Source organism: Rhizobium sp. RU35A, assembly GCF_900156005.1.
Classification (GTDB): domain Bacteria; phylum Pseudomonadota; class Alphaproteobacteria; order Rhizobiales; family Rhizobiaceae; genus Neorhizobium; species Neorhizobium straminoryzae.
On sequence record NZ_FTMR01000007.1, the window covers coordinates 88,903 to 102,795 of the forward strand.

General features: G+C 63.5%; 15 protein-coding genes and 1 riboswitch. Of the genes, 6 read left to right on the forward strand and 9 right to left on the reverse strand.

Annotated features, from left to right (window positions below):
- Positions 1–24 precede the first annotated feature (24 nt).
- On the forward strand, positions 25–858 hold the full coding sequence (gene fghA / locus F3H95_RS16450; protein ID WP_149746791.1) for an S-formylglutathione hydrolase: 834 nt from the start codon (positions 25–27) through the stop codon (positions 856–858).
- Positions 859–1,004: 146 nt separating this feature from the next.
- Complete coding sequence (sugE, locus tag F3H95_RS16455; RefSeq protein WP_143127820.1) at positions 1,005–1,319, forward strand: quaternary ammonium compound efflux SMR transporter SugE; 315 nt, start codon at positions 1,005–1,007, stop codon at positions 1,317–1,319.
- Positions 1,320–1,387: 68 nt separating this feature from the next.
- On the opposite strand, the gene F3H95_RS16460 is transcribed toward sugE, so the two are convergent.
- The 7 genes from F3H95_RS16460 to crcB all read right to left on the reverse strand — a co-directional run bounded on the left by F3H95_RS16460 (position 1,388) and on the right by crcB (position 6,812).
- Positions 1,388–1,786: a DoxX family protein gene (locus F3H95_RS16460; RefSeq protein WP_149746792.1), complete on the reverse strand. Its 399-nt coding sequence runs from the start codon at positions 1,784–1,786 to the stop codon at positions 1,388–1,390.
- Between the two features lie 137 nt (positions 1,787–1,923).
- The gene (locus F3H95_RS16465) at positions 1,924–3,228 is read right to left on the reverse strand and encodes a dienelactone hydrolase (RefSeq protein WP_188134414.1); all 1,305 of its coding nucleotides are present in this window, start codon (positions 3,226–3,228) and stop codon (positions 1,924–1,926) included.
- A 122-nt stretch (positions 3,229–3,350) separates the two neighbouring features.
- Positions 3,351–3,839: a hypothetical protein gene (locus F3H95_RS16470; protein WP_143127817.1), complete on the reverse strand. Its 489-nt coding sequence runs from the start codon at positions 3,837–3,839 to the stop codon at positions 3,351–3,353.
- Between the two features lie 52 nt (positions 3,840–3,891).
- The gene (locus tag F3H95_RS16475) at positions 3,892–4,680 is read right to left on the reverse strand and encodes an ATP12 family chaperone protein (RefSeq protein ID WP_149746795.1); all 789 of its coding nucleotides are present in this window, start codon (positions 4,678–4,680) and stop codon (positions 3,892–3,894) included.
- 10 nt (positions 4,681–4,690) lie between these two features.
- On the reverse strand, positions 4,691–5,344 hold the full coding sequence (locus F3H95_RS16480; RefSeq protein ID WP_143127815.1) for an HAD-IA family hydrolase: 654 nt from the start codon (positions 5,342–5,344) through the stop codon (positions 4,691–4,693).
- Complete coding sequence (locus F3H95_RS16485; RefSeq protein WP_149746796.1) at positions 5,341–6,336, reverse strand: RluA family pseudouridine synthase; 996 nt, start codon at positions 6,334–6,336, stop codon at positions 5,341–5,343. The genes F3H95_RS16480 and F3H95_RS16485 overlap by 4 nt, the downstream gene beginning before the upstream one ends.
- 98 nt (positions 6,337–6,434) lie before the next feature.
- Positions 6,435–6,812: a fluoride efflux transporter CrcB gene (gene crcB, locus F3H95_RS16490; protein ID WP_149746797.1), complete on the reverse strand. Its 378-nt coding sequence runs from the start codon at positions 6,810–6,812 to the stop codon at positions 6,435–6,437.
- 109 nt (positions 6,813–6,921) lie between these two features.
- Here crcB and F3H95_RS16495 point away from each other — a divergent pair, with 109 nt between their 5' ends.
- Positions 6,922–7,194, forward strand: coding sequence for a hypothetical protein (locus F3H95_RS16495; RefSeq protein ID WP_143127812.1), 273 nt, complete (start codon positions 6,922–6,924; stop codon positions 7,192–7,194).
- Between the two features lie 72 nt (positions 7,195–7,266).
- Here F3H95_RS16495 and F3H95_RS16500 read toward each other — a convergent pair whose 3' ends face one another.
- The gene (locus tag F3H95_RS16500) at positions 7,267–8,328 is read right to left on the reverse strand and encodes a copper chaperone PCu(A)C (protein ID WP_143127810.1); all 1,062 of its coding nucleotides are present in this window, start codon (positions 8,326–8,328) and stop codon (positions 7,267–7,269) included.
- 79 nt (positions 8,329–8,407) lie between these two features.
- On the reverse strand, positions 8,408–8,797 hold the full coding sequence (locus F3H95_RS16505; RefSeq protein WP_149746798.1) for a hypothetical protein: 390 nt from the start codon (positions 8,795–8,797) through the stop codon (positions 8,408–8,410).
- 168 nt (positions 8,798–8,965) lie between these two features.
- A riboswitch (glycine riboswitch) is annotated at positions 8,966–9,053 on the forward strand.
- A gap of 156 nt (positions 9,054–9,209) precedes the next feature.
- On the opposite strand from F3H95_RS16505, the gene gcvT reads away from it, so the two are divergent.
- The 3 genes from gcvT (at position 9,210) to gcvP (ending at position 13,674) form a co-directional block, all read left to right on the forward strand.
- Positions 9,210–10,346 carry a glycine cleavage system aminomethyltransferase GcvT gene (gene gcvT, locus F3H95_RS16510; RefSeq protein WP_149746799.1) on the forward strand — a complete coding sequence of 379 codons (1,137 nt, stop codon included), beginning with the start codon at positions 9,210–9,212 and terminating at the stop codon, positions 10,344–10,346.
- A gap of 101 nt (positions 10,347–10,447) precedes the next feature.
- Positions 10,448–10,810 (forward strand): glycine cleavage system protein GcvH, encoded by a 363-nt coding sequence (gene gcvH / locus F3H95_RS16515; protein ID WP_149746800.1) that lies wholly within the window; start codon positions 10,448–10,450, stop codon positions 10,808–10,810.
- On the forward strand, positions 10,810–13,674 hold the full coding sequence (gcvP, locus tag F3H95_RS16520; protein WP_149746801.1) for an aminomethyl-transferring glycine dehydrogenase: 2,865 nt from the start codon (positions 10,810–10,812) through the stop codon (positions 13,672–13,674). The genes gcvH and gcvP overlap by 1 nt, the downstream gene beginning before the upstream one ends.
- Positions 13,675–13,893 lie beyond the last annotated feature (219 nt).

The window sequence follows — 13,893 nt, forward strand, 5'->3', positions numbered from 1 at the left end:
ATAATCTCCAGGGAGACCACCGCGATGAAGATCCTCTCGCAGAACACCGCCTTCGGCGGCATGCAGGGCGTATTCCAGCACGAATCCGAGGCCTGCCAGTGCGACATGACCTTCGCCGTTTTCGTGCCGCCGCAGGCGATTTCCGAGCCGCGGCCGGTGCTGTGGTATCTTTCGGGCCTTACCTGCACCCATGCCAATGTAATGGAAAAGGGCGAGTACCGGCGGCTTGCCGCAGAACTCGGGCTGATCATCGTCTGCCCGGACACCAGCCCGCGCGGCGACGACGTGGCGGACGAGAAGACGAACTGGCAGATGGGCAAGGGGGCCGGCTTCTATCTGGACGCCACCGAAAAGCCCTGGGCGGACCACTACCGGATGTACACCTACGTGACCGAGGAACTGCCGGCGCTGGTGGCCGAGCACTTTCGCGCGGACATGGGCCGTCAGGGCATTTTCGGCCATTCGATGGGCGGTCACGGCGCCATGACCATCGCGCTGAAGAATCCGGACCGCTTCCGCAGCTGCTCGGCCTTCGCGCCGATCGTCGAGCCCTCGACGGCGGACTGGTCGGCCCCGGCCTTCGAAAAATACTTAGGGGCGGACAAGGCGGCCTGGCGAGCCTATGATGCCTGCGCGCTGGTCAGCGATGGCGCACGCTTCCCCGAATTCCTGGTGGATCAGGGCAAGGCCGATGGTTTCCTCGAAACCGGCCTGCGCCCCTGGCTGTTCGAAGAGGCGATCAGGGGCACCGACATCCGGCTGAAGCTGCGGATGCACGAGCGCTACGACCATTCCTACTACTTCATTTCCACCTTCATGGACGATCACCTGCGCTGGCACGCGGAGCGGCTTGCGTAAGCTGATCTCGACATTTCGACCGGCAGGTCTTGATCCTCGCCCGTCCTGTCCCACATCAGGTGTACGCGGACGACCGCGTGCACCGGCAGCTCCCGGTGCGGATGAATCGCGGGGACGGCCCTGATCTCTATTCAGGGAGCATTCTCATGGCCTGGATCCTTCTCCTCCTTGCCGGCATTTTGGAAACCGGTTGGGCCATCGGCCTCAAATATACCGAAGGCTTCACACGTCTCGTTCCGTCGCTCGCGACGATTGCCTGCATGGTGGCCAGCATCGGCCTGCTCGGCCTTGCGCTGCGCGATCTTCCCGTCGGCACCGCCTATGCGATCTGGACCGGAATCGGCACGCTGGGCGCCGTCACCCTCGGCATCGTTCTGTTCGGCGATCCGGCAACCCCGCTTCGGCTCGCCTGCATCGGCCTGATCATGGCCGGCTTGATCGGGTTGAAGCTCGTGGGATGAGGCGGCAGCAAAAAACCCTCGCGCCGTGTGCCGGTGCGAGGGTCCTTAAGTCATGGCCGCGAGACTGATCAGGCCTTTTCGCGGTTGTCCACCGACAGCGCGCCGGCGCCCGCAAAGACGAAGAACAGGAAGATGAAGCAGTAGAGCACGGCCGCATCGCCGCCGTTCAGCGATGGGAAGAAGCTCTTCGGGAAATGGAACATGAAATAGGCGACCGCCATCTGGCCGGACATGATGAAGGCAGCCGGCCGGGTGAGGAGCCCGATTGCCACCAGGGCGCCGCCGATCAGTTCGATCAGGGCGCCGACCAGGAACAGGGTGGACAGCGTATCACCGGCTCCCGGCTGCGGCCCGGGGAAGGCAAACAGCTTCATGGTGCCATGGGCGAGAAACGTCAGGCCCGAGATGATGCGCAGCGCGGCAAGCGCGTAAGGTTGGAATGCGTCGAAACGTTCAGACAAGGACAATACCCTCTCCTGCAAGACAATGAACGTCCGAGCGTTATCGTTGCAGTGCAGCAATGAACAATCAACTGCACTCCCACCCCATCACATCCGCTTGATCGTGCTGCACAAATTGCCGCAGAGAGCGGCGAGGCGCCGCGTTACTGCGCCGTCAGGTGTTCAAGCCGCAGCCCCTGGGCCGTGCGGTTGCGAAAACCTTCCCAATAGCTGTGGCCGGACTGGCGCCGTCCATCCTTGTCCACGGCATAGACACCGTCCTCGGACCGCTCGACGAGATCGAGATAACGCCCCCTGGCCAAATCGCCCTTCAGCTTGAGGTCGAACCAGACGGTCGCGAAATGCTCTGCGATATTGTTCATGCGGACCGTGTCCCAGACGGGATCAGCATAATGTTCGAACGGCGCAAAACCGAGTTCGGGACTGACGGCAAAGCTTTCCGCCGGCGCGGGCATTGGCGCCGCAGCATTGTGGTTGGCATGGTCGAAGGTCAGAAGATAGCGGTCCACGGATTTCGCACCCGTAAACAGCGGACGGATACCCTTCTGGTAGTCGGACACATCGTCGGCGCTGCCGGCCATGAAGAAGATCGGCACCTTTACCTCGGAAAGACCCGCCTCGTCCCACATGCCGCGCTGCATCCCCCAGGGCGCTATGGCGAGGATCGCCTTGAAGCGCGGCTCGAACAGGGCAGCATGGCTGCCACTGCCCGCCTGATGCACCGCCAGCAGGCCATCCGGCGCGCTCCAATCCGCCTTGACCGCCTTTTCGGACACGCCGGCACCGGCGGTGATCATGGCGCCATAGCCGCCCATGGAATAGCCGATCAGCCCTGCCTTGCCGGCATCCACCAGACCGGACAGGAAATTGCCGTCCTGCCCGCTCATGGCGGCGATTTCCGACAGAACGAAGCGCTGGTCGAGCGGCCGGTTGACCAGCGTGCTGCCGAAGGCCGCGCGGTCATTGTAGGTGCTGTCGGTATGATCGATGGAGGCGACGACATAGCCCTTGCTCGCCAGGTTCTCTGCGAGCGGCGACAGCAGATAGCGGTTGCCTGGATAGCCATGCGAGACGATGACGAGCGGATATGGATCGGCACCCTTTTCCGGTGCCGCGTCGCGCACCGCCTGCCCCGCAATGCTGACTTCCGTCTTGCCGTCGCGCAGAAAGACCTTGTAGGTGCCACCGGGCTTGTCGACCACGGCCGGATACCAGATTTCGACCGTCAGCGGACGATCATAGCGTGGGGCCGGTTTGCCGGCTTGTGCATTCACAACGTCAATCTGGCCGGGATTGGTGAGCGTCAGCGTACGCACGCCGACGCGATGCGAACCATAGGCGGCAAGCTCGGGCGCATCCGGACGGATGCGATCGATGCGGTTTTCGTCGGCAAGGGAAACGGCGGGCAAGAAAAGGCTCACGAACAGCGTCAACAGCGGGCGGTGCATCACGGGTTTTCTCCTCTCCAGGGCACATTGGCAAGATGGCCGACCGGAAACATAGGTCAACGCAGGCCAACGCACAGGCCCGCCCGTGATGGCGATGAATGGCAACATGCCTGTGACAGGCGTCAGGGGAAAAGTGCGGTGGCGAGCGTCGAGGGCACCGTATCCTGCAGGCGGAAATCCTGCACCACACGCTCGGCGATCCGCTCCGCCAACCGCGCATCCGCATGGGTGGCATCGAGGGCAAAGGCGGAAACGGCAAAGCTTCCGACAGCCACTTTTTCTCCCGTCACGACCGAAACCGCCTCGACCGTGACCTGTGCCCTGAAACGCCCGCCGAACAGCAGCGGGAGATAGACGGTATCCTCGATGCGGATGGTAAGGACCGCGCGTGGCAAGGCCTGCTGCCGGAAGGTGGCGCGAATGGCGGACGCCACCAGACGATCCGTGGCCGACAGGAGATTGTGGGACACCTCCGGACGCGCCGTCACGAAGGCGGCGCGGACATCATAAAGCAGCGTTTCGGGGCGCGCTTCGTCAGCCGGCATCCGGAAGCTGCCGAGCAGCAACCAGGCCATCACCAGGCAGAACAGACGAAGAGACCGCAACAGCATCAATCACCGGAGAGATTTTCCCCGATGATCTAAAAACAGGGTTAGGAGAGCGTTAAGCCGGAGCGCGCAATGCCGCAAAAACGGCCACCGCTGCCTGCATTTCCACCAGTCGCTTGGCACGACGAGCCTCGGCCTCGGCGTCCGTGCCCCAGTGCTCGTTCGTCCAGTCCTCCTCAAGATGCGCGAGCGACCAGATCGCCTCGGCATCACGAAAGCCTTCCGCGAAGGCGATCGCAAGGAGCGCCGAGCCCGTCAGCGTGGTCACCGTATGCAGAGCCGCAAGATCAAGCGGCGTCGAATGGCGGCGAAGGGCCAGCGAGAGTGCTGCAATCGCTTCCGGCGGCTGTTCCTGCGGCATGATGCCTTCGATCAGGATGAAGCGGGCGCCAAGCGTCGAGGCCGCCCAGTCCAGCACCGGATCCCAGGCCTCTGCCTGGCGCGCCACCAGTTCGGCCGGCGCCTCGGCCCGGTAGCAGAGCATGTCGCTGCCGGCAAAGCGCAGGATTTCTTCGAAGACCGCCTCGCTGGCCGCAGCAACACCATCGATCGCCGTGTTGACGAGACGCGTCACCGGCATGGTCGAAGGGTCGATCACCTCACTCTGGGCGGCCCATTCGGCGCGGATCAGATCGGCGAGCGCTGCCGTCGGCACCGTCAGCGCGTTTTTCGCCGGCGTCTTCACAGGGCGGCCATCGAGCTGGATCGCATGTCCGTCCGGGCCGGCCGCAACGCCGGTTTCGGTGTAGAAGCGCTTCGGCAGTGGCTTCTTCATCTGGATCTGCGCACGGCGCGTCGGATCGGGGTGGCTCAGCCCGTCGGGCAGGTCAAACAGGTCGCGCATGAAATCTTCCTCAGCCGATGTGGTGCAGCAGATCGAGCGGATGATCGACGATCACGTCGGCACCGGCCGCACGCAGGTCGGGAACGGAGGCATAGCCCCAGGACACGCCGATGGCCGTGGCGCCTGCCGCCTTTGCCATCTGCATATCATAAATGGCATCGCCGATGACAAGAGTGTGTTCCGGCCGCATGCCGGTTTCGTCGCAGCACTCCGTCACCATGGCCGGGTGCGGTTTCGATGGGCAATCGTCCGCCGTGCGGCTCACCACGAAGAAGGGACGGAAGCCATGCGTGTCGAGGATCATGTCGAGGCCTCGGCGCGACTTACCGGTGACTGCGCCAATCAGCAGATCCTCGCGCGGGGCAATCGCGTCCATCACGGCGCGGATTCCCTCGAACAGCGGCTCGCGATAGTTCAGATCGCTGCGCACCACGGAGAACAGCGACTTGTAATAGGCCATCATGCGAACGGCCTCGTCATCCGCATGCAGCTTGCCGTCGATGCGGGCAATGGCGATATCGAGCGTCAGGCCGATGATCGACTTCGTCGCCTGGAGCGTCGGCTCCGGCTTGTCGAAGTGCAGGAAAGTGCGGCGCATGGTTTCGTGGATCAGCGCCACACTGTCGACCAGCGTTCCGTCGCAATCGAAGAGAACCAGCTTCATTGGTCGTCCCTGTCGCCGAGTGTCTGGTCGAAGCCGAGCAGGTTCCAGCTCTGCACCATGTGCGGCGGCAGCGGTGCCGTGACCTTCAGCCGTCCGCCGGAGGGGTGCGGAATGTCGATGTGACGCGCATGCAGGTGGAGCCGCTTCTGCATGCCGCCCGGAAAGTCCCAGTTCGGATCATCCTCGAAATATTTGGGATCGCCGATGATCGGATGGCCGAGGTGCAGCGCATGCACGCGCAACTGGTGGGTGCGCCCGGTATAGGGCTCCATTTCCAGCCAGGCGAGGCGCTGCGCCGCCGTCTCGATCACCCGGTAGAAGGAAACGGCATGATCCGCTCCCTCCTCTCCGTGTTTGGCAATGCGCATGCGGTCGCCATCCGGCGTCTGCTCCTTCACGAGCCAGGTCGAGACCTTGTCCTCGTGCTTGCGCGGCACGCCCTTGACCAGCGACCAGTAGGTCTTCTTGGTGTCGCGCTCGCGAAAGGCCGCCGTCAGCTTCTGGGCGGCGCCGCGGGTACGGGCAATCACCAGAACCCCGGAGGTGTCGCGGTCGAGACGGTGCACCAGGCGCGGCTTCTCCCCCTTCTGGTTGACCCAGGCATCCAGCATCTTGTCGATATGGCGGGTGACGCCCGAGCCGCCCTGCACGGCAAGGCCGGCCGGCTTGTTCAGCACGAAAACCTTGTCGTCCTCGTGCAGCAGCATGCGGGCGAGAAGCTCGGCATCCTCGCCGTGCTTCAGATCCTTGCCGCCGATCGGTCCGGATTTCGGGCCGCGCGCATCCACATCCATCGGGGGCACGCGCACCATCTGGCCGGGCTGAACCCGGCTGTCGGATTTGACGCGGCCGCCATCCACCCGGATCTGGCCGGAGCGCAGCAGCTTCTGCAGCGCACCGAAGCCGAGCCCCGGATAATGTATCTTGAACCAGCGGTCGACGCGCATGCCGGCTTCGTCCGCCTCGACGCGGATATGCTCGATGCCTGCCATGAATTCTCTTTCTGTCTGGATTGGCCGCCAAACGGCCCTTTGCCCCAGCCTTTAGATGATTTCAGGCCGGAAGGGAAAGAGGAAATCCGGGATGCCCGTCACAGAACCGCGCGGCCGACGGCAAGGCCGCCGAAAGTGGCGGCAAGCGAAATGATCACGCTGAAGAGAATGTAGCCGAAGGCCGCGACGATCGCGCCGCGCTCGTAAAGCGCAATCGTATCGAGCGAGAAAGAGGAGAAGGTTGTGTAGCCGCCGAGGAAACCGACCACGATCAGCAGCCGCATTTCCATGGAGGCGTTCAGCTTGCGCGCCACGAGTTCGGTCAGGAAGCCGATGGCAAAGGAGCCAGCGATGTTGACCGTCAGCGTTCCCCAGGGGAAGGCCATGCCCAGCAGTCGCGTCATGATGACGCCGGTCAGATAGCGGCAGACAGAACCGACGGCGCCGCCAAACGCTACCAGCAGAATATGGATCATGGCCATTCCCATCCTTGAAATCATACATTGATCGGCATTCTAGCGAATGGATTAATGCCTGGCCAAGAGTTGAGCCAGTATCCTGTCACATTCAAGGAGATGGCGTGCAATGACACAGGTACTTTCCGTTTCTGCCGTCACGGCCGGCTATGTCATGGAGGCGGCAAAGCCCGCGCGGCGCGTGGCAACGGCTGACAAGGTGAAGGATGCGCAGGTGGATGCCGAGCGCAACGAGGTGCGCAAGGCCGGTGCCGATGCGTCAGAGGTTGCGGGCCTCATCCCGGCTGTCGCCGTCAGCTTCGATGTCACGACCAGCCGCCAGCATCAGCCGCAGCAGCAGGCAAGCCTGCAACAGGCACGCAACGCCTACGAGGAAATCTGATCGGGCCCATTCGGGTTGCTGCGGTGCCGGGCATGCCCCCGGCACCGGTCGTATCTTGCATTCGTGAGGCGATCAGTTGTGCTGGTGACCCCCGGGGCCTGCAGCCGCGACCGGCAGCACGACATCAACTTTGCCCGCCTTCTCGAAGGTGAAGGTCACCGGCACCGTCTCGCCCTGCTTGAAGGGTTGCTGCACCTTCATGAACATCAGGTGCAGGCCACCGGGCTTGAGTTCGACCGTCTCGCCGGCGGGAATCACAATCCCCTTATCCAGCTGACGCATGACCATCACATCCCCCTTCATCGCCATTTCGTGCAGTTCCACGGTGCCGGACCGTGCCGATTCGGCGGAAACGAGGCGGTCCGCTTCCTTGCCGTTGTTGGTCACGGTGATATAGCCGCCACCGACCGGCTGGCCGGGCAGCATGGCCTTCAGATAGCCATGACCGATCGACAGCGAGCCGACCGTGACCGGCTTCATGTCGACATCCCCGTCAGCAGCCGCAACAGCGTCCTTCATCGCGCCATGGCCGGCATCGCCATGCCCCATGCCGGCGTGATCCATTCCCGCATGATCCATTCCGGAATGGTCCATGCCGCCACCCGCAGGCTTCTCACCACCGGCGCTGACCTTCAGCAGCGGCGCCGGATCCTTCAGCGAATGCGGGTCGGTGCCGGGTGCGGCCACTTCGTCCCATTTCTCGGTATCGCCGCCGCAGACCTGGATGGTCTTGAACGGCAGCGCGGTTCCATCGGCCACACCCGCAAGCTTGCCCTGCATGACGAAGACATCATAGTTGTCATCCGGCAGGCTGCCATTCTTCCAGCGAATCTCCAGCGGCCCGGATGTCTCCTTGGTACCGTGGTTGTCATAGGGCTTGGCATAATCGCCCTTGATGATCTCAAGGTCCCAGCCAGCCTTCGGCTGCGGCTTGGCGCCGTAAAAGCCGTCCGGCAACGTCACCCGCACTTCGTTCGTCGGCTTGCCGGCGCAGCCATGGGGTACCTGCAACTGGATGACGACATAGGAATCGGGCTTGGCCGGGCCATTGGCCAGCGTCACATGCGCCTCGGCTGCGCCTGTCATGCAAAGAGTCGCGAGTGCGGCACCGGTCAGGAATTGGGTTCTCGTCATGGGTCAGTCCCTCCAGCGGCGGGGCCTCTGGCCGTCCAGCCGCTCAATCCGTTCATAGGTTTGTCTTGAAGCGAAAGGATCAGGTCAGGACGGGCGGTGCGCGTGAACGGGCCTGCGGGATGGACAGGCCGCCGGAAATCGCGGCCTGTTCCACCGGGCCGTTGAACAGGGAAGCCGCAGGCTTGAGAAGCCAGCATTCGCTGGCTGGTGTCGGCAGCAGCAGGCTGGCGGCCAGCAGGCAGACCTCGCAGGCGAAGGATGCGGCCGGATGCGGCCGGTCATCCGGGTGCTCACCCAGGTGTTCCGCGCACAGCGACGCGAAGGTGCCGTCCGGCAGGCGATAACTTTCCGCAAGCTCGGGCCGTGCTGCGGCAGAAAGCGGCGCATGCGGGGCAAGCCCCAGCGACAGGAAGACCATGGCGCACAGCATGCGCAGGATCTTCCGCCCTGAACTCCGGCCTGACGCCATATTCCTCTCCGTTTGCCCGTTCCTTAGCCCAGATTGGCGCGATGTGCAAAAGTCGGATTGTCGCGGGCCGGAAAGATCCGGTGCCGCATTCTGTGTGCAGGGCGACAGAATTCGTGTCACCTGCGACATTTGGCTCTTGCCAAGCAGGGGGTCCCGCCCATAATGAGCGCAACCCCGCTGGGAGAAACCGCTTCGATGCGGCGCCGAAGGAGCAACCGCCCCGGAAACTCTCAGGCAAAAGGACCAGCGGGACCTGCAGGACTCTGGAGAGAAGCCTTTTTACGCGAAGGGCTCGCCGAAGGGATAACAATCTCAGGCGCGAAGGACAGAGGGGGCTCATGAAACGGCGTGACATCGCGCCAGATACTGAGCTCGTGCGGACGTGGATCCGCGCACGACCTGGAGGCTTTCCTTGACCGATACCGGCCAATTGCTGACCACCCCTTTGCATGCCCTTCACCTGTCGCTCGGCGCCCGCATGGTGCCCTTCGCCGGCTATGACATGCCCGTGCAATATGCCGCCGGCGTGCTGAAGGAGCATCTTCACACCCGCGCCAAGGCCGGTCTGTTCGACGTGTCGCACATGGGTCAGGTCATCGTGAAGGCGGCATCCGGCGCCTATGCCGATGCGGCCGCAGCGCTTGAGAGGCTGGTTCCGGTCGATATCCTCGGCCTCAAGGAAGGCCGCCAGCGCTACGGGTTTTTCACCGACGATCAGGGCGGCATTCTCGACGACCTGATGATCACCAATCGCGGCGACCACCTGCTCGTGGTCGTCAACGCCGCCTGCAAGGCTGCCGATGTGGCGCATATGCAGACGCATCTCTCCGGCTGTTCCGTGACGCTGCTGGAGGACCGGGCGCTGATTGCCCTGCAGGGGCCGGCGGCGGAAGCCGTGCTGGCATCGCTTGCGCCGGATGTCGCCGCCATGAAATTCATGGATGTTCGCGATGTGACGCTGGTCGGCGCCGCCTGCATCGTCTCCCGCTCCGGCTATTCCGGCGAAGACGGCTATGAGATCTCCGTGCCCGCGACCAAGGCCGAGGAACTGGCCAGGGCCCTGCTGGCGCACCCGGATTGCGAGGCGATCGGCCTTGGCGCCCGCGATTCGCTGCGGCTCGAAGCCGGCCTCTGCCTCTACGGCAACGACATCGACACGACGACCTCGCCGATCGAGGCCGCCCTCGAATGGGCCATCCAGAAGGTCCGCAAGGCCGGTGGCGACCGTACCGGCGGTTTCCCGGGTGCAGACCGCATCCTTGGCGAACTGGCGAACGGCACAACCCGCCGCCGCGTCGGCCTGAAGCCGGAAGGCAAGGCGCCGGTGCGCGCGCATGCCAGACTGTATGCCGACGCCGAAGGCCAGACGGAAATCGGCGAAGTGACGTCAGGCACTTTTGGTCCCTCGGCCGAAGGCCCGGTCGCCATGGGCTATGTGCCGACGGAATTTGCCGATGCCGGAAAACAGGTCTTTGCGGAAGTCCGCGGAAAATACCTGCCGGTCACCGTCGCCGCCCTGCCCTTCGTCACGCCGACATACAAGAGATAGCTCTCGGATGCTTGCGTTCACGCCCCCCTTTGTTCGCTCGGACAGAGGGGACTGCACGGTAAAACGAACCATGTCTTTCAACAGATCAAAGAGGACCTCCCATGCTGAAATTCACCGCTGAACACGAATGGCTGAAGCTCGAGGGCGATGTCGCAACCGTCGGCATCACCCAGCACGCCGCCGACCAGCTGGGCGACCTCGTTTTCGTGGAACTGCCGGAAGTCGGCGCCACGTTCGACAAGAACGGCGAGGCCGCAACCGTCGAAAGCGTGAAGGCGGCCTCGGATGTCTATTGTCCGCTGTCCGGCGAGATCGTCGAGATCAATGAAGCGATTACCGCCGACCCCTCGCTCGTCAATTCCGATCCGCAGGGAAAGGGCTGGTTCTTCAAGCTGAAGCTCGCCAATGTGACCGATGCCGACGACCTGCTGGATGAAGCCGCCTACAAGGAGCTGATCGGCTGATGTCTGACACCCGCGATTTCCACTTCACCGATTACCAGCCCTATGACTTCGCCAACCGGCGTCATATCGGCCCCTCGCCCTCCGAAATGGCGGAGATGCTGAAGGTGATCGGCTACCGTTCGCTCGATGCCCTCATCGACGCGACTGTGCCCTCCTCCATCCGCCAGCGCGAGCCGCTGGCCTGGGGTGCAGCACTCACCGAACGCGAGGCGCTCGACCGTCTGCGCGAAACCGCAAACAAGAACCAGCCACTGACCTCGCTGATCGGCCAGGGCTATTACGGCACGATCACGCCGCCGGTCATCCAGCGCAACATTCTGGAAAACCCGGCCTGGTACACGGCCTATACGCCCTACCAGCCGGAAATTTCGCAAGGCCGTCTCGAAGCGCTCCTGAACTTCCAGACGATGATCTGCGACCTGACGGGCCTTGATGTCGCCAACGCCTCGCTGCTGGATGAGGCAACTGCAGCCGCGGAAGCCATGGCGCTTTGCCAGCGTCAGGCAAAGTCGAAGGCGACCGCGTTCTTCGTCGATGCGAACTGCCATCCGCAGACGATCGCGCTGATCGAAACCCGCGCCGCCCCGCTCGGCTGGAAGGTGATCGTCGGCAACCCGTTCACGGATCTCGATCCCGTCGATGTGTTCGGCGCGATCTTCCAGTATCCGGGCACGCATGGTCATGCGCATGATTTCGCCGGCCTGATTGCCCGCCTGCACCAGACCGGTGCCGTGGCTGCCGTCGCCTCCGATCTGCTCGCGCTGACGCTTCTGAAGTCGCCCGGCGAGATGGGCGCGGACATCGCCATCGGTTCCTCGCAGCGCTTCGGCGTGCCGATGGGCTATGGTGGCCCGCATGCAGCCTTCATGGCGGTCAAGGATGCGCACAAGCGCTCCATGCCCGGCCGTCTCGTCGGCGTTTCCGTCGATGCCCGCGGCAACCGCGCCTATCGCCTGTCGCTCCAGACCCGCGAGCAGCATATCCGCCGTGAAAAGGCGACGTCGAACATCTGCACCGCACAGGTGCTGCTCGCCGTCATGGCCTCCATGTATGGCGTCTTCCACGGCCCCGAAGGCTTGAAGGCGATTGCCCAGCAGGTGCACCGAAAGGCCGTGCTGATGGCCAAGGGTCTCGAAAAGCTCGGCTATACGGTAGAACCCGAAACCTTCTTCGACACGATTACCGTCGACGTGGGCCACATGCAGGGGCTCATCCTGCGCGCCGCCGTGGCCGAAGGGGTCAACCTGCGCAAGGTGGGCACCACGAAGATCGGCATGTCCTTGGATGAGCGCACACGTCCGGTAACGCTGGAAGCCGTGTGGCGCGCCTTTGGCGGTAATTTCAAGGTTTCGGATTTCGACGCGGACTATCGTCTGCCGAAGGACCTGCTGCGCACGTCACCCTACATGACACATCCGATCTTCCACATGAACCGCGCCGAAAGCGAGATGACCCGCTATATCCGCCGGCTCTCGGACCGCGATCTGGCGCTCGACCGGGCAATGATTCCGCTCGGCTCCTGCACCATGAAGCTCAACGCCACCGCGGAAATGCTGCCGATAACCTGGCCGGAATTCTCCGACATGCATCCCTTCGCTCCGGTCGACCAAGCCGCCGGCTACAAGGAAATGATCGAGGATCTGTCGGCCAAGCTCTGCCAGATCACCGGCTATGATGCCTTCTCGATGCAGCCGAATTCCGGCGCGCAAGGGGAATATGCGGGGCTTCTCACCATCCGCAACTACCACATCGCGCGCGGCGATACCCATCGCGATGTCTGCCTCATCCCAACCTCCGCGCATGGCACCAACCCGGCCTCGGCGCAGATGGTCGGCATGAAGGTGGTGCCTGTGAAGGCCAAGGAAAACGGCGACGTGGATCTCGATGATTTCCGCGCCAAGGCCGAACAGCATTCCGCCAATCTCTCGGCCTGCATGATCACCTACCCGTCGACGCATGGCGTGTTCGAGGAAACAGTGCGCGAGATCTGCGAGATCACGCACGCGCATGGCGGTCAGGTCTATCTGGACGGCGCGAACATGAACGCCATGGTGGGTCTTGCCCGCCCTGGCGACATCGGCTCCGACGTCTCCCACCTCAACCTGCACAAGACCTTCTGCATTCCGCATGGCGGCGGCGGTCCCGGAATGGGTCCGATCGGCGTCAAGGCGCACCTTGCCCCCTACCTGCCCGGTCATCAGGAATGGGACGGGCGCGACGGTGCCGTCTCGGCCGCTCCGTTCGGTTCGCCCTCGATCCTGCCGATCAGCTGGTCCTACTGCCTGATGATGGGGGGCGAAGGCCTGACGCAGGCAACCAAGGTGGCGATCCTCAACGCCAACTACATCGCGGCCCGCCTCGCAGGCAGCTATGACGTGCTCTACAAGTCCGCATCGGGCCGCGTCGCGCATGAATGCATTATCGATACCCGCCCGCTGGCGGCTTCCGCCGGTGTGACAGTGGACGATATCGCCAAGCGCCTGGTCGATTGCGGCTTCCATGCGCCGACCATGAGCTGGCCGGTGGCCGGCACGCTGATGATCGAGCCGACCGAATCGGAGACCAAGGCCGAGATCGACCGCTTCTGCGACGCCATGCTGGCGATCCGCGAAGAAGCGCGTCAGATCGAGGAAGGCAAGATGGACCGGGAGAACAATCCGCTCAAGAACGCCCCGCACACGGTGGAAGATCTCGTTGGCGAATGGACGCGGCCCTATTCCCGCGAACAGGCCTGCTTCCCGCCGGGCTCGTTCCGCGTGGACAAATACTGGTCGCCGGTCAACCGCATCGACAATGTCTATGGCGACCGCAATCTCGTCTGCACCTGCCCTCCGATGGAGGACTATGCGCAGGCAGCGGAATAAAAGCCGCATCCGCAGACGAATGCCTGTCACGCTCTCCCTGCCCGCCAGGGGGAGCGCTTTGTCGAGACCTCGGCGATAAGGCGGCAGCGCCCGAGGGGAAACAGCAGCAAAGCCGTGCCGCCGCCGCACAGGAGGTTGCAAAGCGGTAAACCGAAACGGTCGAGGTTTACCACGCTTCATCCTTCATCAAGCGTGCCGCAGGCCCGCGCAAGACAGATG

What these genes read in the sequence shown, in the direction of transcription:
- fghA (WP_149746791.1), top strand. Translation starts at nt 25, where the DNA reads ATGAAGATCCTCTCGCAGAACACCGCCTTCGGCGGCATGCAGGGCGTA.
- sugE (WP_143127820.1), top strand. Translation starts at nt 1,005, where the DNA reads ATGGCCTGGATCCTTCTCCTCCTTGCCGGCATTTTGGAAACCGGTTGG.
- F3H95_RS16465 (WP_188134414.1), bottom strand. Translation starts at nt 3,228, where the DNA reads ATGCACCGCCCGCTGTTGACGCTGTTCGTGAGCCTTTTCTTGCCCGCC.
- F3H95_RS16470 (WP_143127817.1), bottom strand. Translation starts at nt 3,839, where the DNA reads ATGCTGTTGCGGTCTCTTCGTCTGTTCTGCCTGGTGATGGCCTGGTTG.
- F3H95_RS16475 (WP_149746795.1), bottom strand. Translation starts at nt 4,680, where the DNA reads ATGCGCGACCTGTTTGACCTGCCCGACGGGCTGAGCCACCCCGATCCG.
- F3H95_RS16480 (WP_143127815.1), bottom strand. Translation starts at nt 5,344, where the DNA reads ATGAAGCTGGTTCTCTTCGATTGCGACGGAACGCTGGTCGACAGTGTG.
- F3H95_RS16485 (WP_149746796.1), bottom strand. Translation starts at nt 6,336, where the DNA reads ATGGCAGGCATCGAGCATATCCGCGTCGAGGCGGACGAAGCCGGCATG.
- crcB (WP_149746797.1), bottom strand. Translation starts at nt 6,812, where the DNA reads ATGATCCATATTCTGCTGGTAGCGTTTGGCGGCGCCGTCGGTTCTGTC.
- F3H95_RS16495 (WP_143127812.1), top strand. Translation starts at nt 6,922, where the DNA reads ATGACACAGGTACTTTCCGTTTCTGCCGTCACGGCCGGCTATGTCATG.
- F3H95_RS16500 (WP_143127810.1), bottom strand. Translation starts at nt 8,328, where the DNA reads ATGACGAGAACCCAATTCCTGACCGGTGCCGCACTCGCGACTCTTTGC.
- F3H95_RS16505 (WP_149746798.1), bottom strand. Translation starts at nt 8,797, where the DNA reads ATGGCGTCAGGCCGGAGTTCAGGGCGGAAGATCCTGCGCATGCTGTGC.
- gcvH (WP_149746800.1), top strand. Translation starts at nt 10,448, where the DNA reads ATGCTGAAATTCACCGCTGAACACGAATGGCTGAAGCTCGAGGGCGAT.
- gcvP (WP_149746801.1), top strand. Translation starts at nt 10,810, where the DNA reads ATGTCTGACACCCGCGATTTCCACTTCACCGATTACCAGCCCTATGAC.